Origin of the sequence: Sanguibacter sp. Leaf3 (genome assembly GCF_001425965.1) — a bacterium.
Lineage (GTDB): Bacteria > Actinomycetota > Actinomycetes > Actinomycetales > Cellulomonadaceae > Sanguibacter > Sanguibacter inulinus.
On record NZ_LMRH01000002.1, the window covers coordinates 131,165 to 151,083 of the forward strand.

20 protein-coding genes are annotated in these 19,919 nt (G+C 72.1%); 10 read left to right on the forward strand and 10 right to left on the reverse strand.

Annotated features, from left to right (window positions below; translation table 11 throughout):
- Nucleotides 1-287 precede the first annotated feature (287 nt).
- The 3 genes from ASG53_RS07945 to ASG53_RS07955 all read left to right on the forward strand — a co-directional run bounded on the left by ASG53_RS07945 (nucleotide 288) and on the right by ASG53_RS07955 (nucleotide 2,631).
- Nucleotides 288-995, forward strand: a complete 708-nt coding sequence (locus tag ASG53_RS07945) for an ANTAR domain-containing protein (protein WP_056131223.1) — start codon at nucleotides 288-290, stop codon at nucleotides 993-995.
- Nucleotides 992-1,687 (forward strand): GAF and ANTAR domain-containing protein, encoded by a 696-nt coding sequence (locus tag ASG53_RS07950; protein WP_056131227.1) that lies wholly within the window; start codon nucleotides 992-994, stop codon nucleotides 1,685-1,687. Before ASG53_RS07945 ends, ASG53_RS07950 begins: the two co-directional genes overlap by 4 nt.
- 146 nt (nucleotides 1,688-1,833) lie before the next feature.
- Nucleotides 1,834-2,631, forward strand: a complete 798-nt coding sequence (locus ASG53_RS07955) for a GAF and ANTAR domain-containing protein (protein WP_082543911.1) — start codon at nucleotides 1,834-1,836, stop codon at nucleotides 2,629-2,631.
- A 26-nt stretch (nucleotides 2,632-2,657) separates the two neighbouring features.
- Here ASG53_RS07955 and ASG53_RS07960 read toward each other — a convergent pair whose 3' ends face one another.
- The 8 genes from ASG53_RS07960 to ASG53_RS07995 form a co-directional block, all read right to left on the reverse strand.
- The gene (locus tag ASG53_RS07960) at nucleotides 2,658-3,116 is read right to left on the reverse strand and encodes a hypothetical protein (protein ID WP_056131230.1); all 459 of its coding nucleotides are present in this window, start codon (nucleotides 3,114-3,116) and stop codon (nucleotides 2,658-2,660) included.
- A 153-nt stretch (nucleotides 3,117-3,269) separates the two neighbouring features.
- Entirely contained in the window at nucleotides 3,270-4,019 is a 750-nt protein-coding gene (locus ASG53_RS07965) for a PAS and ANTAR domain-containing protein (RefSeq protein ID WP_056131234.1), read from the reverse strand.
- Nucleotides 4,020-4,180: 161 nt separating this feature from the next.
- Nucleotides 4,181-5,167 carry a glycosyltransferase family 2 protein gene (locus ASG53_RS07970; RefSeq protein WP_235533871.1) on the reverse strand — a complete coding sequence of 329 codons (987 nt, stop codon included), beginning with the start codon at nucleotides 5,165-5,167 and terminating at the stop codon, nucleotides 4,181-4,183.
- Nucleotides 5,168-5,465: 298 nt separating this feature from the next.
- Nucleotides 5,466-6,977 carry a SpoIIE family protein phosphatase gene (locus tag ASG53_RS07975; protein WP_056131237.1) on the reverse strand — a complete coding sequence of 504 codons (1,512 nt, stop codon included), beginning with the start codon at nucleotides 6,975-6,977 and terminating at the stop codon, nucleotides 5,466-5,468.
- A gap of 141 nt (nucleotides 6,978-7,118) precedes the next feature.
- Nucleotides 7,119-8,537: an MATE family efflux transporter gene (locus ASG53_RS07980; RefSeq protein ID WP_056131239.1), complete on the reverse strand. Its 1,419-nt coding sequence runs from the start codon at nucleotides 8,535-8,537 to the stop codon at nucleotides 7,119-7,121.
- Between the two features lie 168 nt (nucleotides 8,538-8,705).
- Complete coding sequence (locus tag ASG53_RS07985; protein WP_235533872.1) at nucleotides 8,706-9,158, reverse strand: MarR family winged helix-turn-helix transcriptional regulator; 453 nt, start codon at nucleotides 9,156-9,158, stop codon at nucleotides 8,706-8,708.
- A gap of 63 nt (nucleotides 9,159-9,221) precedes the next feature.
- The gene (locus ASG53_RS07990) at nucleotides 9,222-10,628 is read right to left on the reverse strand and encodes a TY-Chap domain-containing protein (RefSeq protein WP_056131245.1); all 1,407 of its coding nucleotides are present in this window, start codon (nucleotides 10,626-10,628) and stop codon (nucleotides 9,222-9,224) included.
- A 139-nt stretch (nucleotides 10,629-10,767) separates the two neighbouring features.
- Nucleotides 10,768-11,745, reverse strand: coding sequence for a GlxA family transcriptional regulator (locus ASG53_RS07995; protein WP_082543913.1), 978 nt, complete (start codon nucleotides 11,743-11,745; stop codon nucleotides 10,768-10,770).
- 130 nt (nucleotides 11,746-11,875) lie between these two features.
- Here ASG53_RS07995 and ASG53_RS08000 point away from each other — a divergent pair, with 130 nt between their 5' ends.
- The gene (locus ASG53_RS08000; protein WP_056131251.1) at nucleotides 11,876-12,508 is read left to right on the forward strand and encodes an isochorismatase family protein; all 633 of its coding nucleotides are present in this window, start codon (nucleotides 11,876-11,878) and stop codon (nucleotides 12,506-12,508) included.
- Between the two features lie 92 nt (nucleotides 12,509-12,600).
- Here the strand turns inward: ASG53_RS08000 and ASG53_RS08005 are convergent, their stop codons facing one another.
- Nucleotides 12,601-13,437, reverse strand: coding sequence for an SDR family oxidoreductase (locus tag ASG53_RS08005; protein ID WP_056133881.1), 837 nt, complete (start codon nucleotides 13,435-13,437; stop codon nucleotides 12,601-12,603).
- A gap of 65 nt (nucleotides 13,438-13,502) precedes the next feature.
- Between ASG53_RS08005 and ASG53_RS08010 the strand changes: the two genes are divergently transcribed.
- The 6 genes from ASG53_RS08010 to ASG53_RS08035 all read left to right on the forward strand — a co-directional run bounded on the left by ASG53_RS08010 (nucleotide 13,503) and on the right by ASG53_RS08035 (nucleotide 19,048).
- Nucleotides 13,503-13,862, forward strand: coding sequence for a winged helix-turn-helix transcriptional regulator (locus tag ASG53_RS08010; RefSeq protein WP_235533873.1), 360 nt, complete (start codon nucleotides 13,503-13,505; stop codon nucleotides 13,860-13,862).
- A 3-nt stretch (nucleotides 13,863-13,865) separates the two neighbouring features.
- Nucleotides 13,866-14,549: a hypothetical protein gene (locus tag ASG53_RS08015; protein WP_056131254.1), complete on the forward strand. Its 684-nt coding sequence runs from the start codon at nucleotides 13,866-13,868 to the stop codon at nucleotides 14,547-14,549.
- A gap of 319 nt (nucleotides 14,550-14,868) precedes the next feature.
- Complete coding sequence (locus ASG53_RS08020; protein ID WP_156382720.1) at nucleotides 14,869-15,585, forward strand: copper resistance CopC family protein; 717 nt, start codon at nucleotides 14,869-14,871, stop codon at nucleotides 15,583-15,585.
- Between the two features lie 42 nt (nucleotides 15,586-15,627).
- Nucleotides 15,628-16,305 (forward strand): copper chaperone PCu(A)C, encoded by a 678-nt coding sequence (locus tag ASG53_RS08025; RefSeq protein ID WP_056131258.1) that lies wholly within the window; start codon nucleotides 15,628-15,630, stop codon nucleotides 16,303-16,305.
- The gene (locus tag ASG53_RS08030) at nucleotides 16,305-17,564 is read left to right on the forward strand and encodes a Dyp-type peroxidase (protein WP_056131261.1); all 1,260 of its coding nucleotides are present in this window, start codon (nucleotides 16,305-16,307) and stop codon (nucleotides 17,562-17,564) included. Before ASG53_RS08025 ends, ASG53_RS08030 begins: the two co-directional genes overlap by 1 nt.
- Nucleotides 17,561-19,048, forward strand: a complete 1,488-nt coding sequence (locus ASG53_RS08035; RefSeq protein WP_056131264.1) for a PepSY-associated TM helix domain-containing protein — start codon at nucleotides 17,561-17,563, stop codon at nucleotides 19,046-19,048. The genes ASG53_RS08030 and ASG53_RS08035 overlap by 4 nt, the downstream gene beginning before the upstream one ends.
- Before the next feature lie 159 nt (nucleotides 19,049-19,207).
- Here the strand turns inward: ASG53_RS08035 and ASG53_RS08040 are convergent, their stop codons facing one another.
- A complete protein-coding gene (locus ASG53_RS08040) occupies nucleotides 19,208-19,717 on the reverse strand; it encodes a CGNR zinc finger domain-containing protein (RefSeq protein ID WP_056131267.1) in 510 nt (169 codons plus the stop codon).
- Nucleotides 19,718-19,919: the final 202 nt, after the last annotated feature.

Here is a 19,919-nt window from a genome sequence, read left to right on the forward strand (position 1 = left end):
GACCTGTCGCCTAGCGCTGGGGTGGTCATCGCTCTCCCTGGTAGTGGACGAGGCGCTTGGCCACGACGAGCTGGACAGCGGTCACGGCGATGATGGTGAGGAACAGCCGCCACGCCATCGCCGAGGCGTAGCCCATCTCGAGGAACTCGAGCCTGCATCCACGGGAGTGCCCCGAGGAAGAGGCCCCGCTGGGATACCCTCCTGAGGTGAGCGCGTCCTGCGACCCACGGTGCGCTGCGCCAGGTCGCGGCGCACAGACCGGGCCGGCAGGCGCTGTGGAGGCACCAGTGGACGATGTGAGCATCCTCGCCGAGCTCGCGACGCACATGTCGCAGGTCCCGCCCTCTGACTCCCTGCCGGTGAGGCTGTGCCGCGCCGCGGTCATGATGCTCTCGGCCGACGGCGGGTCGATCGTCCTCACGCCCGATTCCATGCCGGCCTTCCCGCTCGCTGCGAGCAATACCGTGGCGCGCAGGATCGAGTCGGTCCAGGAGATCTTCGACGCAGGTCCTACCCGCAGCGCCCGGGAGACGGCGAACCTGGCCGAGGTCAGCGTCGTCACGGCCTCGGCCGCCCCGTCCCTGGTGATGGACGAGCTCCGTCAGGCCGCCGGAGACGTGACCATCTCGGCGTACCCGATGCGGGTGGCCGGCGAGGTCCTCGGTGTCCTGGCCGTGTACACCTCGCGCCGCCGGGCGCTCAGCAGGCCGCCCGAGGACGCCCAGACCCTCGCCGACATCGTCGGGGCGGCGCTCCTGCAGTCGATGGACGCAGACCCGACCGACCTCGTGGCCTGGCCTGCCAGGGCGCGGGTCCACCAGGCGACGGGGATGGTGGTCGCGCAGCTCCGGGTGTCGCCGGAGGACGCGCTCACCCTCATCAGGGCCAGGGCCTACGCTCAGGGGACCACGATCGAGGCGGTCTCCGACGACCTGGTCTCACGACGGCTCAACTTTGCCTCTGACGACGACAGCACAGGAAGAGAGCGATCATGAGTGCACCGACATCGGCAGGGGTGCTCGCCGAGATGACGGCGCTCCTGGTCCAGGACCGTGAGATCACCGACGTGGTCTCCAGGCTCACGCAGGAGTGCCTGCGCGTGCTGCCGGTCGACGCTGCAGCGATCTTGGTCAGCGAGCAGTCGACAGGGCTGCAGCTGCTCACGGCGACGTCGCACACGGCGACCCAGCTCGAGATCTACCAGGCCATGCACGAGAGCGGACCGTGCGTCGACACCATCGAGCTGGGCACGGCAGTGACGGCGGTCGGTGAAGACGAGATCGTCGGACGGTGGCCCGAGGTCGGGGCGGCCGTGGTCGCGGCGGGCTTCAGGTCCGTGCACGCCATCCCGCTCGCCTGGCGGGGGGACGCGATCGGCGGTCTCAACCTCTTCGGCCGCGGGCAGGACCCGTGGAGCGAGGAAGACCTCTCCGTCGCCCACAGCCTCGCCGACCTCGCGACGGTCGCGATCGCCCGGCCGGGCCTGGGGGAGACGAGCGCGATCCACGCGAGGATCCGCGAGGCTCTCGAGGTCAGGGTGCGTATCGAGCAGGCGAAGGGCGTCCTCGCGCAGACCGAGCACCTCGACATGGACGCCGCCTACGACGCCCTCGTCGAGCGGGCCGCGACGCGCTCTCTCGGCGAGGTCGCGGACGCCGTGCTCCGTGAGGCGCAGCGGCGGGACTGAGGACCCGGACGGCGGTCTCTTGGAAGGGGTGCTGCGGGGACGGTATCGTGGGCAGACTCGCGCTGGTCCGACGGACGTCCCGTCCCGGCGCAGGCCTCCGGTGGCCCAGGCACGTGCACCGGGACGGCCAGCCAGAGAGGATCCCGATGAGCACCCAGGACCAGAGAGTCTCCGACGCGACGAGCCTCGACGACACCTTCGACCGAGCCACCTCTGGCGACGTGGATCTCCCGGACCGGGTGGCCGCCGCCGCGAGGTTGCTCGCGGTCGAGCCGAGCGTCCAGGAGACGCTCGACGGGATCGTCGAGCTCGCCGTGAGCATGGTCCCCGGGTGCGCCGCAGCGGGGATCTCGCTCATCACCCGGCGCGAGATCACCACGGCCGCCGCGACCGACCAGGCGGTCCGCCTCGGAGACGAGATGCAGTACGAGCTCGACGAGGGCCCTTGCCTCGACGCCGTGCGGTCGGAAGAGGTCGTGCGGACCGACGACGTCGTCGCCGACTCACGCTGGCCTCGCTGGGGACCAGCCGTCTCCGAGCGTCTCGGGGTGCGGAGCATGCTCTGCCTCCAGCTCTACACGACCGAGACCAAGCACGGCGCGCTCAACCTCTACGCCACGGAGCCAGGTGCCTTCAGCGCCGCCGACCAGGCGCTCGCGGGGACCTTCGCCGCTGTCGCCGCGGCAGCTCTCCAGGCGGCCCAGACCGAAGAACAGCTCGAGTCGGCCGTCGCGAGCCGCACGCTCATCGGCCAGGCTCAGGGCGTGATCATGGAGCGTTACGGGCTCTCCGCGCCCAACGCCTTCTCGGTGCTCAGCCGGATCTCTCAGGACTCCAACACCAAGCTCGCCGACGTCGCGCAGCAGATCGTCGCGACGCGCCGCATCCCGGGCATCGACACGTCCTCGAGCGCCCCCGGCGGCTCCGCACCAGAGAAGAGCTGACGGCGCCGCCTCCGGGTGGGAGCTCGTCAGATCGCCGGTTCTGGCGTGCCGGACGTCGCCTGCCGGGAGTAGTCCTCGTGGACGACGTCGTGGTCGTCCAGGCCTGCGACGAGCGAACGGGTCAGCTCGATCCAGTCCTCGAGGCTGATGGCGGTCACCAGGGCCAGGAGGTCGGGCAGCGCCCCCGGGGCGATGTCCTCACGGACGAGGGGGCGCAAGGCCCCCTCGCAGCTCCACGAGGCGATGAGGCTGCCCGGGCGGGTCTTGCTCCTGACGAGGGCCGGCCGGATGGAGCTGTGGACCAGGTCGTGACGGATCGCGGGCATGGTGTGCGCCTGGTCCCAGGTGAGCCACGCGCGCCTGAAGGACTGCTTGACGCTGTCCCAGTCTGCGGTGATCTCGGTGATGCCGAGGGCCCGGCAACCGACGGCGAGGCCTTGCTGGAGGGCGTTCTGCTGGGTGGACTCGTTCATGGCGACAGGCATGACGGCGGACCTCCGGTGAGGGTGGTGTCCGAGCCGCCTGCTAGACCCGTGCTCTGACGCTACACGCCCGCGCGCGCGGGCGCACCGCGAGCGGCCCGGCCGTGCTGGACGGTGTCTGTGCTGCTCAGAGCGCCACAGACCACCGGGACACGGTCAGACGTCGGGGTCGCCCGCGGGCGTCGCGAGCTCCCGCCTGGGGTCGACCCGGGCGAGGTGCTTGCGTACGTCGTCGAGCAGCGGGACCGAGGGGGTCGTGAGGAACCCGGAGACGAGGTGGTCGGCGACCTCTCGCAGCGGGGTATTGGAGTCGTTGGAGAACCGTCGCAGCACCGCGAAGGCCTCGTCGCCCGAGACCCCGAGCGCGGCCATGACGATGCCCTTGGCCTGCTCGATCGTCGACCGGCTCAACGACGAGGCGAGGATCGACGCCGTCGCCTCGCGCTGGACGGCCTCGCGGTAGCTGTCGGTGAGGTCGACGAAGTAGCCCTCGAGCGTCGTCGTACCGTGGCCGCCCTCGTCGGTGCCGCCCTCGCGCCGCCCGCTCCCGACGATGCCCAGCACGCGGTTCGAGCCACGGGCGTCGAGCATCCTGTAGACGCAGCTGAAGGGAGTGGGGCCCGCTGCGGCCTCGCGCAGCAGTCCCACAAGGTGCGCTGAGTCCTCGGGGTGCTTGTGCGAGACGATGAGATCGGTCGACGGGACGACGTCGCCCGGGTCGAAGCCGTGCATGAGGTAGACCTCGTCCGACCACGTCCACCGCTCGGCGGGGAGCTCGAGCCGGAACGTGCCGGCGAGCTGACGGTCGGTCTCTGGGGCCGCTGGGACCGCTGGGACCTCGACGGGACCCTCGGTGCTGGGGGGTGCGTCCGGCGACTCGCGCCTGCTGGTCGGACGGGCGTGCATGACAGTGCTCCTCAGACTTCTCACTCTGACGGCCACTGCCTGACCGGTGACCAAGCATAGTCGAGGACGAGGGCTGCGACGCCACGACCTGCGGGTCTGGTCATGGGGTCGAGCGCGGCACGCTCGGGCGTGGCACGACCGGGCAGCACGACCGAGCATGGTCAGGAGGTCGTGCGCGCGCGTGCCGTCGCGATCCGGACGGCAGACGCCATGCCGCCGTCACCGAAGGTCACCGGGCCGACCTCTGCGGACGGGTCGGCGACCACGAGGTCTTCCCACGCGGCGAGCCGCGCCGTCGAGATCGCCTCGAGCCCGAGGAGCACCGCCTCGAGGTGCGCGGCGAAGGTGTCCCGGTGGTTCGCGACCACCTGGGCGTAGCGGGCGACGCGTGCCTCCATGCTGCGCACGTTCGCGGAGGTCGGGTGGGTGCGGTAGCGCAGCAGCGGCTCGCGGACGACCTCGACCCGGGTGCCGGGTCGGCGCAGCAGCCTGAGGTAGAAGTCCCAGTCTTCGAAGCCCTGGGTCATCGTCTCGTCGTACCCGCCGGCCCGCTGCCAGTCCTCGCGGCGGAGCAGGAGGGAAGCCGGCGCGGCGTTCCTGGGCAGGAAGGCCTCGACGGAGCCGCCTGCAGGCTCGACGACCCCTGCGGCGACCCCGAACATCGAGAGCCAGGACGAGGCGGCGACGACGTCGTGGTCCTGGACCAGCGCGGCGAGGGTCGACGCGACGAAGGTGGGCTCCCACAGGTCGTCTCCGTCGAGCACGGCGACGAGCTCGGTGCTCAGCGTTGCGACACCCGCGTTGCGGGCGGCTGACACGCCGGAGTTCGCCTGGCGCAGGACCCGGACCCTCGGCGAGCTGTGCACCTGCGCGCCGAGATCGTCGAGGGCGGCGACGCTCTCGCGGTCGGTCGACCCGTCGTCGACGACCACGACCTCGCTGACCGTGTGGGTCTGGGCGAGGATCGAGTCGACAGCCTCGCAGATCTGCCGTCCCTGGTCGAAGGCTGTGACGACGACCCCGACGGAAGGTCCTGCCGCGTCACGTCTGCGGTCGTCGCCGACCTGTTCTTCAGGCAGGAGAGGGGTGGCGCGGTCGAGGCGAGCACCGCCCTGGTGGGACTCGCGGTCGTGCTCCGGGGTGCTCACGCGGGTGCCGTCCGGGTCAGGCGCTCGCGGAGGGCCCGGCCCCGGGCTCGTCGTGCCCGGGGCACCTGTCAGCCTGTGCGACGTGCTCCATGACCTCGTCGACGTGGAGGCCGCACCCGGCCCAGGTGGTCTTGCCGCAGCGTGCGCACGTCACCGGCTGGCACATGAGGGTCCTCGTCCTTCGTGATGGGGTGTGGGCTGCGAGAGGTGAGCCCTCACCAGTGTGCCCGAGACTGGCGCAGCTCGTGGACGCTGCACTCGTCAGGGCGGCCCTCGTCGCGGCGTCGGCCGGGCGACGCTAGACCGGGTCGCGCCGGACGACCAGCAGGCAGGCGTCGTCGCGGCGCAGACCGGGCTCCACGCACCGCTCGAGCACGAGGTCGGCGAGAGCCTCGACGCCGAGGGACGCACCCTCGGTGAGGGCGTCGGCGAGCCGCCGGGCGCTCGTGGCCGGGTCTTCGCCGCGGCGCTCGACGAGTCCGTCGGTGTGCAGCAAGAGGGTCTGCCCGGGCTCGAGTACCACCTCGGCAGGGTTGTAGGTCGCGTCGGGCAGGGCGCCGAGCATGGGGCCGCGGGCGTCGCGGAGGGTGCGGACGGTCCCGTCAGGGCTGAGGACCAAGGGGTAGGGGTGACCGGCGCGCGCATACCTGACCAGGCCGTCCTCGACCGAGACGCTCACGACGGCCGCAGTGGCCATCGCCTCGCGGGTGGCGCCGAGCAGCCTGTCCAGGTGGGCCAGCGCGTGGTCGGGGGAGTGCCCCTCGTGGACGTAGGCGCGCAGCGCCGAGCTGGCGCGAGCCATCGCACCGATCGCCTCCACGCCGTGCCCGACGACGTCACCGATGCTCGCCACGAGCTGACCGTGAGCCGTGCGGGTCACGTCGTACCAGTCTCCGCCGAGACCGACCTCGGAGTCGGCGGGCAGGTGCCGGATCGTCACCGTGTACCCGGCGGCCGAGGGCAGGACCGTCGGCTGGAGCGTGTCCTGCATCTCGTGGAGGGCGCGGCTGAGCCTGAGCGTCGTGGCGGCGAGCTCGTCCTGGAGCGCACGCAGGCGGCTGACGTCACGGGCGATGGCCGCGACCCCGAGGACGGGCCCGTCGCCTGTGCGGACCGGGAAGAACGACTCGAGCCAGGTGTGGACCACGCCGGGATCGGCGGGGGTGGACCCGACGATCTCGGCGTCCCGGATGGGCTCGCCACCCGCGAGGACCGAGCGCAGGAGCGGTTCGGCGCCCTCGCGGAGGTCGGGCAGGAGCTCGAAGACGTGCGCGCCGTCGTGCTCGGCGACCGTGAAGCCGTTCATCGCGGCGAGCTCGCGGTTGACCCGGACGAAGCGCAGGTCAGTGCCGATGAAGGCGAAGCCGACGGGGGCGTCCTCGAGGAGGGTCGAGACGATCGCGGCCTCGGACCAGGCCAGGTGCTTGAGGCGCTCGTCACCCGACAGGTCGACGACGACGGCGACCCACCGGAGCGGGCCGCGGCCTGTCGCGACGAGGACGGCGAGCGTCGGGACGCCGACGCCGTCGGGGCGCAAGAGCTCTTTGACGACGACAGTGCTGCCGTCCTGGCGCAGGTGCTCGAAGGCCGCGGCGTCGCGCTCGGCGTCGGCCGGACGGCCAGCGTCCATCCAGGAGAGCCCTGCGGCGAGGTCGTCCCGGGTGCGACCGAAGATGCGGAGCATCTCGTCGTTGGCCTCGAGGACCTTGTCGACGGACCCCGTCGCGACACCGACGGCCGACGAGCCGAACAGCGCGACCATCTGCTCGGCGCGCGCCTCGAGACTCTGGGCCCCCGGGAAGTTCTCCACACCGGAAGAGTGGCACATCCCGCGGCCTGGGCCGCGCAGGCATGCTGGGGACGAGCCGAAGACGACGCGGGTTCCTGCGCCCTGGGGCCCAGGAACCCGCGTGCCAGAGGTCTCCGGGGGTGCGTGCTGGGAGGTTCCCGGCTACGCCTCGGCCTGCTCGAGCGCGGCCTCGGCGCGCTCTTCGCTGCCCTCGGCGAGGCCTCGGTCGATCGACCTGCGGTAAGCCACCCAGAGCACGACGCCCAGCACGAGGACCATCCCCTCCGACACCGTCAGCGACCAGATGATCCCCGGCAGCCCGAACCACAGGTTGCCGAGCAGGACGACGGGGATGAACAGCACGCCCTGCGACGTCGACATGACGATCGCCGGGACTGCCCGCCCGGTCGCCTGGAACAGCGAGGTGAGCAGCCCCGTGAAGCCGTTGACGATCATCGCGACCACCTGGGCCGTGAGGACCGTGACACCGATCGCGAGGACCGCCCTGTCGGCGGTGAAGACGGAGACGAGCTGCTCGCGCAGCAGGAGGGCCACCGTCGCGGCGACGAGCACGAGCCCGCCGACGGTCAGCGCGGAGACTCGCACGGCCGACCTGAGGCGCTCGCGGTCGCCCTTGCCGTAGGCGTAGGCGAAGAGCGGCAGCACACCGAGGGTCACGCCCATCACCAGGAACTCCGGGACCTGCGCGATGCGCACGGCGACACCCATCGCGGCGAGGGCGTCGTCACCGTAGGCCGAGGCGAGGTTGTTGAGGACCAGGGCCGTGACCACGAGGAAGGACGCCTGGAACAGCTCGCTGACCCCGACGCCGAAGACCGGGCGGAGCACTGCGGGGGAGAGCGTGAACCAGCGCGGGGCGAGGCTCGTGTGCTCGCTGTTCCTGTGCAGCCAGAGGCCGAGGTACCCGACGAGCCCGAGGTTGGACAGGCCTGTCGCGAGCGCCGCGCCGCCGACCCCGAGGTCGAGCACGAGGATGAAGAGGACGTCGAGCACGACGTTGAGGAGCGTCGACAGGATCAGCCCTGTCATCACCTGGCGGGCTGCGCCCTCGGCCCTGACGAGCTGTTCGAGGCAGAAGGCCGCTGTGAGGACCGGCACGAAGGCGAGCATCACCCCGACGAAGGCCCGGGTCGCGGGGGCGGCCGTGGCGTCCGCGCCGAGCAGCGTGACGAGCGGGTCGAGGAGCAGCAGGCCGAGACCACCGACCACCGCCCCGGTCAGGACGGCTCCCCAGACGGCGAAGGACGAGACGTGCTTGATCTGCTGCGCGCTCGCCGGGTCGTGCTCTGCGGCCCCGAGGAGCCGCGAGACGAGGGCTCCGCCGCCGACGCCGAAGACGCCGCCGACGGCCATGACGAGTGCGAGGACAGGGGCGCCGAGCGTCACGGCGGCGAGGAGGGCGCTGTCGTGCAGGGAGCCGATGAACCCGGCGTTGACGACGTTGTAGACGGCGCTGACGATCATCGCCGCCGCCATGGGGATGCACAGGTGCACGAGTGCACGCAGGACCGGTGCTGTCGAGAGGTACCAGCGGTTGCTGGTGGGGGTGTCGGTGCTCATGAGAGGCCTCTTCCTGGGCAGGCTCGAGCGCACGCCGACGAGCGCCGGCGCGGCGAAGATGCATGTGGGGTCGGTGAGTCGGCGGCTCGCCCTCCCGAGGGATCAGGGCGCGCCGGAGAGAGGGTCGACCTCGTCCGTCAGGACGGTCGCCCTAGGAGAGCCGCGGGGTCAGTCGCGCGTGGGGCGCGGCAGCTCGGCAGTGATCTTGGTCAGCAGGGTGTGCAGGGTCGTTCGTTCGTCCTCGTCGAGCGGCGCCAAGATCTTCTCGTCGGCCGCGAGCAGGGCCTCGTCGAAACCAGCGATGAGATCTTCACCGGCTGGGGTGACGTAGACGCGCTTGCGACGCTCGTCGCCGTCTTCTGAGCGGCGCTCGACCAGACCGCGGCGCTCGAGACCCTGGAGCAGGCTCGACACGCTCGCCGCGCTCGTGCGGCTGACCGCGGCGATGTCCCGCTGGATGGCCCCGGGGGACCGTGCGAGATGACCGAGCACGAACCCCTGCGGATGGCTGAGGTCGCGCTCGCGGATCCATTCTTCAGCCGCCTTGCGCTGCGCCAGGCCGATCCAGCGGATCAGCTCGAGGCTGCGGTCGAAGCGGTTCTCGTCGGGGTCCATGCTCATGAAAATAGTAGTTAGAGATCTAACCGTCAACCCTCGAACTATTCGTGGTGGGCTGCTGCCCGGTCAGACAGCCGGAAGGCCGAGGGAGGGCAGCGCGAGCGCGCTCGAACCCCGGTCGTAGGTCTCCATGCGCTCGGCCGACCACGTCTCCCCGGGGAGCATGGTCTCCGGGTCGCGCCAGGCTCGGTACACGAGCGCGATCGGACCGCTGATGCCGTAGGCGTGGCGCAGCGCCTTGACGCAGCGCTCGGCGAGGGCCGTGAGGTCGGCGCCCGCGGCTGGCTGCTCGAGCTCCCACGTCCAGCTCGGCTGCGCAGGTCCGGGCGGGCCCCAGTCCGCGGCGTGCAGGGCGTCCTCGTCGGCGTCGGCGACCACGTCGGTCCCGGGGGCCTCGGCGTGCAGCAGGCTGGGTCCGCCGGCGACCTGGACGTACCGTCTGGGGTCCGCCGCCGACATGACGACGAGGTAGGTGCGGTCGGAGACGTCACGGAAGGTCTCGGCAAGAGCGTGGGTGAAGGCTCCCCAGCTGGGCGGCGGCGTGGTCCGCGCTGATCGCGGAGCCTCCTGCATCCACGGGGCGGGCACCGGGGTCCTGGTGGTCGTGATGCTCAGGCCGGGGTCGTCGACCGCGACGGTCCGCACGTACTCCTGGATCTCCCGACGCTCGAAGCCGAAGGGGATGAACCCGTCCTCGAGGGCACGGCGGTCGCGGGTCGAGAGCTGGACGAGTCTGGCGTTCCCGGGGTCGACGCGGACGACCAGCCCGTGGAAGACCCCCGTGTGGGCGAGGGTGAAGCACTCGAGCTGCTCGCCCGGTGCGACAGCCCGGACGTAGCGGTCGTGCCGACGGGTGAAGCCGTCCTCGGGGCGGTCTGTGTGCAGCACCCATCCGTCCCTCTGGCGCACGAGCCTGTACTCGGCGCTCCCGCGCTGTGCGTACAGACCGTTCTTCCGGAACGCCGAGGGGCTCAGGCCGCGGGCGGGACCGTCCGGGCGTGCTCCTGGAGCAGCTGCAGACCGGTCGCCGCCGCGGGGTGGGAGGACCTCTTCGGGGTGGTCGGCCCACGGTACGGGCAGCGGTCTGCGCACGCTCGTCACGCGCAGACCCGGGTCCCCGGCTCGGACGGTCGTGCGCCAGTCCGTGCCACCGCGTCGGAGCTCGTGAGCCGTGAAGCCCTGCTCGGTCGCCGACCTGTCGGTCGAGACCAGCACGAGGTCGCCGTCGGGGCGCGGCAGCACGGCGACCTCGAGACCCCTGTACGTCCCGGTGTGCCTGAAGCCGAAGCACTCGACGTGGTCGTCTGCCGCGATCATCCGGACGAGCACGTCGCCGTCTGCCGTGAAGCCCGCGGCCGGGTGGTCCGACCTGAAGGCCCAGCCACCCTTGTGGAACCGCAGCGGATAGAGGACGCCCTCGAAGATCCCGTGCAGGCCAGAGGGTGGGACGGGTCCTGACGTCTCCTGCTCCATGCCGCCCCCGTCGCTGCTCGTCGCTGCTCGTCGCCGCTCGTCAGGCCGATGATAGCCAGGCTCTGCGCCACCGTCCCTTGGTCACCGCCCCTGGAGACAGGGAGTCGAGGGCACCCCGTCGGCTCGACGGTCCCGGCGGCTACACGCGGGCGTCGAAGCGGCGGCGGTACCCGGTCGGGGTGCTGCCGAAGGCGCTCGCGAAGTTCTGCCGGAGCGTGACAGTGCTGCCGAACCCGCACGCCGCGGCGACCCGCTCGACCGCGAGGTCCGTCGTCTCGAGGAGCCTGCGGGCCTCGTCGAGACGCCGCGAGCGGACCCAGGCCGCCGGGGCCGTGCCCGTCGAGGCGCGGAAGACCCGCACGAAAGAGCGCCGGCTCATGTGGGCGACCGCGGCGAGGTTGTCGACGCTCAGGTCGTCGTCGAGGTGCTCGAGCGCCCACTCGCAGGCTGCCGCGACAGGGTCTGGCGCCGCGCGCGGTGCGACGGGCCGTTCGATGTACTGGGACTGCCCGCCCTCGCGGTGCGGGGCGACGACGAGGGACCGCGCGACGGTGTTGGCTGCAGCCGCGCCCAGGCGTGTGCGCACGAGATGGAGGCAGGCGTCGAGCCCGGAGGCCGTCCCGGCCGAGGTGAGGACGTCGCCGTGGTCGACGTAGAGCGCCGCGGCGTCGACAGCGATGCCCGGGTGCCGGGCGGCCAGCTGGTCGACGGCGTGCCAGTGCGTGACGGCGCTGCGGCCGTCCAGGAGACCGGAGTCGGCGACGACCATCGACCCGAGGCACAGACCGACGACTGTGGCTCCGCGGGCATGGGCCTGGGTGAGCAGCCGCAGGAGCACCGGGCTGGGGGAGCGGCCGTCGGCGAGCCAGGAGGGGACGACGACCACGTCGGCCGCGCTCGCGGCGCGCATGCCCTCGATGCCGGACACCGTGTAGCCCTCGGCGGTGCGCACGCGGCCGGCGCGCTCGGAGAACAGCACGGTCGACCAGTCGCCGAGGCCCTGCCGGGTGACCTCGTCGAAGACCATCTGGGGGACTGCGAGGTGAAACATCGTGATGTCGTCGAAGGCGTAGACGGCGAAGCGCACAGGAGGTCTCCGATCGTGGCCTGATCTCATCGGAAGTCAGCATACGGGCCAGTGGTGGGTGAAGGTCCCGGGCGGCAGGATCGAGGGTGTCGCGGCCCGGCGCGTCAGCCTGACCGACCGGGCCCCCAGTCCTCACCCCCACCAGCACCCAGGAGACACCATGAGCACCCCTCGTCGCGCACTCGTCCTCGTCGACGTCCAGCAGGACTACTTCGACGGCCCCCTCGAGATCCAGTTCCCCCCGCGCGAGGACTCCCTCGCCCGGATCGCCCAGGCGGTCGACGCCGCGACTGCCGCAGGCATCCCGGTGGTCGCCGTCCAGCACGTCGCGGGTGAGGGTGCGCCGGTCTTCGACCCGACCACCCCGGGGTACCAGATCCACCCGGAGATCGAGCGGCGCCGGACCCCGGCGTGGACGTCCGTCACGAAGCAGTACGGCACGGTCTACGCCGGGACCGGCCTCGTCGACTGGCTGCGCGAGCACGACGTCCACACCGTGACCTTCGCCGGGTACATGACCAACAACTGCATCCTCGCCTCGGTCGCCGAGACCGAGACGCACGGCCTCGCCGCCGAGGTGCTCTCGGACGCGACGGGCGCGATCCACATCGCGAACTCGGTCGGGTCGGTCTCGGCCGAGACCGTGCACACGACGCTCATGGCGATCTTCCAGTCCAACCTCGCGGCCGTCGCCTCGACCGACGTGTGGGCGGCTGCGGTCACGGACGGCACCGTGCTGGAGAAGGACAACCTCGTCGCCTCGGCGATGCTCGGAGCGCAGCACGCGGGCTGAGACCCGCAGGGGCTGCCGAGCCGACGAGAGCGGGGTCCTGGGCCGACGGTCCAGGACCCCGCTCTCGTGCGTCGCGCCTCGGCGCTCGCGGCTCACACGCCGATGTCACCCAGCCACTGGGCGACGGTCCGCGGCGTGATCCCGAGCCGGCGCTGCGCGCTGGTCTCCTCGTCGACGAGCTCGTGGGGCTGTGTCGCGCGCCACCTGTAGGAGTCGACGACCGACGACGCGGCAGGACCGAAGAGGGGCGTGATGAGCTGCTCGAAGGCGTCGGGGGTGATGGCCTCGAAGCGGACGGGGCGTCCGAGGTGCTCGGCGAAGCCCTCGGCCAGGTCCGACCCGAGCAGGCCGGGCAGTGCGCCGACACCGACGGTCCCGGTGATCGCCCGGTCCTCCAGAAGGCGCAGCACGACGTCGGCGACGTCGAGGTGGGAGCTCCACGACACCGCGTAGTCCTCCCGGACCGGGTAGCCGAGCACGCCGTCCTGCTGGACCGGGCCCACGACGACGGGCAGCAGGAGGTTCTCGAGGTACAGCCTGGGCTGGACGACGGCGCTCGACACCCCCGAGGCGGTCAGGCGCTCGGCCAGGATGCTCACGGCGCTGGCGGGGTCGTCGAGGGTGTACCCGCTCGTCGACAGGACGACGCGGCCCGGGCGGGCGGCGTCGACGGCGTCGGCGATGGTGCGGGCGTAGGCGACCTGCTGGTCGGGGGAGCCGATCGGCAGGTGGACGAAGACGCCCTCTGCCCCGGTGTAGGCCTCGACGAGCGAGGCCGTGTCGGAGAGGTCGACGGCGACGGCTGTGCCGGGTCCCGCGTAGGTGCTCGGGGTGCGGACTGCGGCGGTCACGTGGTGACCGGCAGCGGAGAGGAGGGAGGCGACGGGGGTTCCCTGGGCGCCTGTGGCGCCGTGGACGATGTAGGTCATGGGAGCCATTAGTGCATACGATGCATCGGTTACGTCAACTGCACCGAGGGACTACGATCGGCCTCGTGAGAGATGTCGACGAAGCCCCTGAGTGCGGGGTCGCCCGGTTCCTCGTCCTGCTCGACGGTCCCTGGGCGACGCTCATCGTGCGCGAGCTGCTGCACGGGCCGCTCAGGTTCACCCAGATCAGAGACCGCCTCCCCGGGATCAGCGCGCACACCCTTACCAACCGGCTCCGGCAGTTCGAGCGCAACGGGCTGGTGACCCGCACGGCATACGCCGAGATCCCGCCGCGGGTCGTCTACGAGCTCACCGAGGTGGGCGGACAGCTCCGGACGGTCCTCGACGCGATGAACAGCTGGGCGCTCTCCGTCCCTCCTGTCTCGTCGAGCGTCCCCGAAGATCGAGCGTCCCCTAGGATCTAGGTCATGCAGACGACCGGGGAGCAGGTGCTAGCCGTGCCCGCCCGTGCCGTCTCGCGTCCGGCTCGCCTCGGCCGCGGCGCGCTCGCCGCAGCCTTCTCGACCTTCGTCGCCCTGGCTTCCCACGTGCTGGCGGGCGGTGCGATGCCCGGTCTGCTCGGCGTCCTCGTCCCGCTGGTCTTCGCGACCTCGGCCTCGATCGCCCTCGCCGGCCTGCGACGCTCGTGGTTGCGCCTGTCGGTCTCCGTCGCGCTGAGCCAGCTGCTGTTCCACACGCTCTTCGTCGTGGGTGCCGCGAGCAGCGCGACCGTCGCCGTCGTGGGCGGGGCCGGCCCGCACGCCGGGCACGGTGTCGATCCCGTCGTCCTGACCGTCGGGTCCGCGGCCAGCTCTGCGACCCACGCGGGCCACGCTGGTCATGGCGGTCTCTGGATGATGCTCGCGCACGCCGCTGCTGCCGCCCTGACCGTCGTGACGCTCCGCCGCGGTGAGATCGTCCTCGCCAGGCTCACCGGGCTGGCCGACCGCCTCGTCTCCTTCCTCCTCCTGCCCGTCGTCAGGCTCTCCGTGCTGCCCGCCCACCCGCGGGCCGCGCTGTCGGGCGACGAGGGTGTCTGGGTCCCGGCGCCGCTCTCCGTGGTGCGGTCGTGCGTCGTCAGGCGCGGTCCGCCGGCGCTCGCGCTGGCCTGAGACCCCCTGTCAGCACCCGTTCGTCACCTCGACGGCGCGGGATGTGCTGACTCCTGACGTCTCCGCGCCTGCCTGCCGGACTCTTCGTCTCTCACGACTCCCTGCCTGCCACGGGCGGCCCGCACTGTGCTGGCCACGGTCGACGGTGGTGCCGCTCGCCGCACGGCGGTGACCGCGGCGCGTCTCGCTCCGTGGCGACTGCCGTGCGCCTCGCGCCGTGGTGGTGCTGCTCGCTGCCCTCCGGGCGACGGGCCTGGTCGTCGTGCTCGACGGGGTGCCCGCTGGTGCTCGCGGACCTTCGACGAAGGTCGTAACCCCCATGACTGCACGCTCACTCCGTGCTGCCTCGCGCACGGCCGGGACAGGAGCGCTCCTCGCGCTCTTCGTCGCGGTCGCTGCGCAGCCTGCAGCCGCGCACGACCAGCTGCTCGACAGCTCTCCCGGTGAGGGAGAGCACCTCGACGTCGCCCCGACCGAGGTGACGCTGAGGTTCTCCGACGAGATCCTCGCCATCGGCCCTGCGGTGATCGTCGCCGACGACGCCGGGACCACCTGGACCGTCGGCGACCCTGTGCTCGACGGCCCCGACGTGGTCACCGAGCTCGCCGACGACGTCCCTGACGGGTCGTACGAGGTCCGGTGGCGGGTGGTGTCCTCCGACGGGCACCCCATCACCGGGGTCATCCCCTTCTCCGTGGGTGACACCGCTCCGACCTCAGGCTCCGAGACGGGGTCGGCCCCTCCGGCGGGACCGTCCGACAGCTCGGCTGCGGACCCGGCTGCCGGCTCGGCTGCGGACCCGGCAGCCGGCTCGGCTGCGGACCCGGCAGCCGGCTCGCCTGCGGACCCGGCAGCCGGCTCGGCTGGCGACCAGCCCGAGGCCGCCGTCTCGGCCGCGGACCCGGCGGCCGGTCCGGCCTGGGTGCGGCCTGTCGTCGTCGGCGTCCTGGGTGCACTGGCCGCGTCGCTCGTCTTCTGGGTGGCCGTGCGCCCCTCGCGCCGCCGCCCCACCCCGCCCGACGACGCGTCGCTCTGACGCCTCCGTCCGGCTCACTCTCATCGAACTGAAGGAACTCCTATGTCTGCACGTCTCTTCACCTCCCGCCGTCTCTCCTCGTCGACCCGTCCCGGCACCCCCGGCCGACGCCACCTGCCAACGGTCGCACTGTCGGTCGCGGCACTCGTCGCGCTCGCCGGGTGCAGCAGCGACGACTCCGCACCGTCTGGGACGGGGTCTTCCACGAGCGGCTCCGCCGCCGACTCGGTGTCCGTCGACGACCCGTGGGTCAAGGCGGCCGACAGCGGCATGTCGGCTGCCTTCGGCGACATCACCAACTCCGGGTCGCAGGACGTCACCGTCGTCTCGGTCACGACCCCTGCCTCGACTGCGCTCGAGCTCCACGAGACCGTCGAGAACGAGAGCGGCTCCATGGTCATGCGGGAGAAGGACGGCGGCTTCACGGTCCCCGCCGGGGGCGACCTCGTGCTCGCGCCGGGCGGCAACCACATCATGCTCATGGACCTCGTCGAGCCTGTCGTCGCAGGCGACGAGGTGACCTTCACGCTGACCTTCTCCGACGAGTCGACCCTCGACTTCACGGCCCCCGCCAAGGACTACGCGGGCGCGAACGAGAGCTACGAGGGCGGCGACGACATGGAGGGCATGGAAGGTATGGAGGGCATGGACCACGGCGACTCAGGTGACGCCACCACGACCCAGGGCGCCACGGACGCACCCGACGCGGGCGACGAGTGATGAGCCGCGACCAGGCCCACGAGCCCGGTCGCGGTGGTCCCACCCGGCGGCAGCTCCTCTTCGGAGGGGCTGTCGCCGGGATCGGGGCCGTCGCCGCGATCGGCACCGACACCCTCGTCCGGCGCGACGGCCGCGGCTCTGAGACCTCTGAAGCCGAGCAGGCCCTCCACGGAGGGCTCACCGTCCCGTTCTACGGGACGCACCAGGCGGGCGTCGAGACCCCACCCCAGGCGCACGTGACCCTGGTGGCGCTCGACCTGCGGCCCGAGGTCGACCGTGACGGGCTGCGCCGCCTGCTGCGGATCCTCACCGACGACGCGGCCAGGCTCACCCAGGGGGCGCCAGCCCTCGCCGACTCCGAGCCCGAGCTCGCGCAGGTCCCGGCACGCCTCACCGTCACCTTCGGCTTCGGACCCGAGCTGGTCCGGCGGGGTATGCCCGACGGGTCTTCGGCCGGGGCGATGCCCACGTGGCTGCGCCCGCTGCCCGCCTTCGGGGTCGACAGGCTCGAGGACGCCTGGAACGACGGCGACCTGCTGCTCCAGATCGGGGCCGACGACGCCTTCACGGTCGCCCACGCCCAGCGGATGCTGCTCAAGGACGCCCGGAGCCTGACCACCGTGCGGTGGACCCAGTCGGGGTTCCGGCGCGCGCACGGCTCGGAGAGGTCCGGGACCACCATGCGCAACCTCTTCGGGCAGGTCGACGGCACGGTCAACCCTGCTCCGACGACACCAGACTTCGACGACCTGGTCTGGATCGGCGACGGGTGGCTCGCGGGGGGCACCAGCATGGTCGTGCGACGGATCAGCATGGACCTCGATGCCTGGGACCGTCTCGACCGCAGCGGGCGGGAGCAGTCGACCGGGCGGTTCTTGTCGACGGGCGCCCCGCTCACCGGGACCCGTGAGCACGACGAGCCCGACTTCGAGGCGACCACGGCGATCGGCTTCCCGGTGATCCCCGAGTTCTCGCACGTCCGGCGCGCCCGCTCGGACGACACGTCCGAGCGGATCTTCCGTCGGGGCTACAACTACGACGACGCCCCGACGGGAGACCAGATCTCGGGCTCGGGCCTGCTGTTCGTGTCCTTCCAGGCCGACGTCGACGCGCAGTTCGTCCCGCTCCAGCGCAGGCTCGACGAGCTCGACCTGCTCAACGAGTGGACCACGCCGATCGGGTCGGCGGTCTTCGCGATCCCGCCAGGGTGCTCCGAGGGCGGGTTCGTCGGCGAGACGCTGCTCGGTGACGGCTCGTGAGCGCGACCGGTGACGCCGGTGAGCCTCGAGGTCCGGTCTTTCTCGACGGGTCACCGTCGGCAGACCGGCCGTCAGGGACAGACCCTGCACGCCAGCCCCGCCGAGCGGGCTGGCTCTCGCCGCTCCTGCTGCGGCTGCACTTCTACGCCGGAGTCTTCGTCGGTCCCTTCGTCCTGGTGGCTGCGGCGAGCGGCGCGCTCTACGCGCTGACCCCGCAGGTCGAGCAGGCGGTGTACGACCACGAGCTGCACGCCCCGGCGGCGGCGAGCCAGCTCGCGCTGCGCGAGCAGATCCTCGCTGCCGACGCCTACGTCGGGCCTGACGAGCAGCTCGTCGCCGTGCGGCCGGCACCCGAGCCCGGGGACACGACGCGGGTCATGTACGCGGGCGACGACCTCGGCGCGAGCGAGACCCGCGCGGTCTTCGTCGACCCGGCGACGGCCGAGATCCGTGGTGACCTCACCGCCTACGGCACCTCGGGTGCGCTGCCCGTGCGGACGTGGGTGACCCAGCTGCACAGGTCGCTGCACCTGGGAGAGCCGGGCCGGCTCTACAGCGAGCTCGCGGCGTCCTGGCTCGGAGTGGTGGCGCTGGCTGGCCTGGGGCTGTGGGGGACGCAGCGCTGGCGCGCCCGGCGGAAGAAGACGCGGCGACCGGCCGCGACGGGTCCGGGCTACGCCAGGACGAGATCGCGGCACACGACCACAGGCCTGTGGGTCCTGGGGGTCGCGCTGTTCCTCTCCGCGACGGGCATCACCTGGTCCGAGCACGGAGGCGGCAACGTCTCGGACCTGCGCGCGGCCGTGGGGTGGACGACCCCGGCGGTGAGCACAGACCTCAGCGGGGCGGGTGGCGCTGCGGACGAGCACGCCGGCCACCACGGCGGCGGCGCACCGGCAGGGGCGGTCGCCACCACGGACGTCAGCCGGGGTGCCTTCGACTCGGTGCTCACGATCGCGCAGGACGTGAACGTGGACACCGGGCTCGTGGAGATCCGCCCGCCCGCCGAGGCGGGCACAGCCTGGGTGGTGCAGGAGATCCACAGGTCGTACCCCACGGAGGTGGATGCTGTGGCGATCGATGGACAGAGCATGCGCGTGGTCGACAGGGTGGACTTCGACGACTTCTCGCTCGTCGCGAAGCTCAGCCGGTGGGGGATCGACCTGCACATGGGGTCGATGTTCGGGCTCGTGAACCAGCTCGTGCTGTTCGTCGCCGGGTCCGCGATCGCCGCGATGGTCGTGTGGGGCTACGTCATGTGGTGGCAGCGCCGCCCCAGGCGCGGGACCCGCCGCGTCGGCAAGCCGCCCGAGCGCGGGGTGCTGCGGCGCGCCCCGTGGTGGGGTGCCGCGCTCGCGCTGCTCTGCGCCGGGGCGGTCGGGGTCTTCTTGCCGCTCATGGGCCTCTCTCTCGCGGCCTTCGTGGTCGTCGACCTGCTCGTGGGAGCTCTCCGGGCGCCGCGCAGGAGCGTCCCGCTGCGATGACGGCCTGGCCCGTCGGGCCGTCCCCGGGAGAGACGGGTGCGGCCCGACGGGCACCGTCGACCAGGAGGCCTCGGCGCTGCACGAGGGTGCTGCGGTGCTGCGGTGCTGCGCGAGGCTGACGAGGACATCCCGCTGCCCTGCGAGGGTGACGCGGCTGCCTCAGCGCTGCGCTCGACGGTGCCGCGCGACGGCGTCGGTGTTGCCGCAGCGGGCGCTGCAGTAGCGCTGGCGTCCGCCGCGCGACACGTCGACGAACGCACGGTCGCAGCGCTCGCGGGCGCAGAGGCCGAAGCGTCGCCCGTGCGCCGAGGCGATGAAGAAGGCCAGACCTCCCGCGGTGACAGCGCGCACCCGTGCCGTGATGCCGTCTGTGTCGGGCGCGAGGTGGAGGTGCGGCGGGGTGCTGTCGTGCGTCGAGAGGTAGAGCGCGCCCGAGATCTCGGCGAGCAGCGCGTTCACGCGGTCGCACCTGTCGTCGGGGCTCTCGGCCTCGAAGACCTGCCGCAGGCGCACCGCCCAGCTGCCGACCTCGTGAGCGTCGGCCGGCGACAGGGCGGGGCGACGGATGCGGTGCTCGACGAGCAGCCCTTCCAGGCTCTCCTCGCCGTCCGCGTTGACGAGAGCCGCTGCGAGCAGCGGACCGACCTGGTGGTCGTGATCGAAGATCATCTCTCGACTGTAATGGTTGAATGCCCCTGACCCATGACCTCAGCATGGATCCATGCACACCCACGAGTGGTCCCGACTGTCCTCCCACACCACGAGCGAGGGGTTGGTGGTCTACGTCCGCTGCTCCTGCGGTGCGCACAGAGTCGAGCTGATACCGCAGTCGACCCCGACGACGGTCGTCGCTGTGCCAGGACGGGGGAGT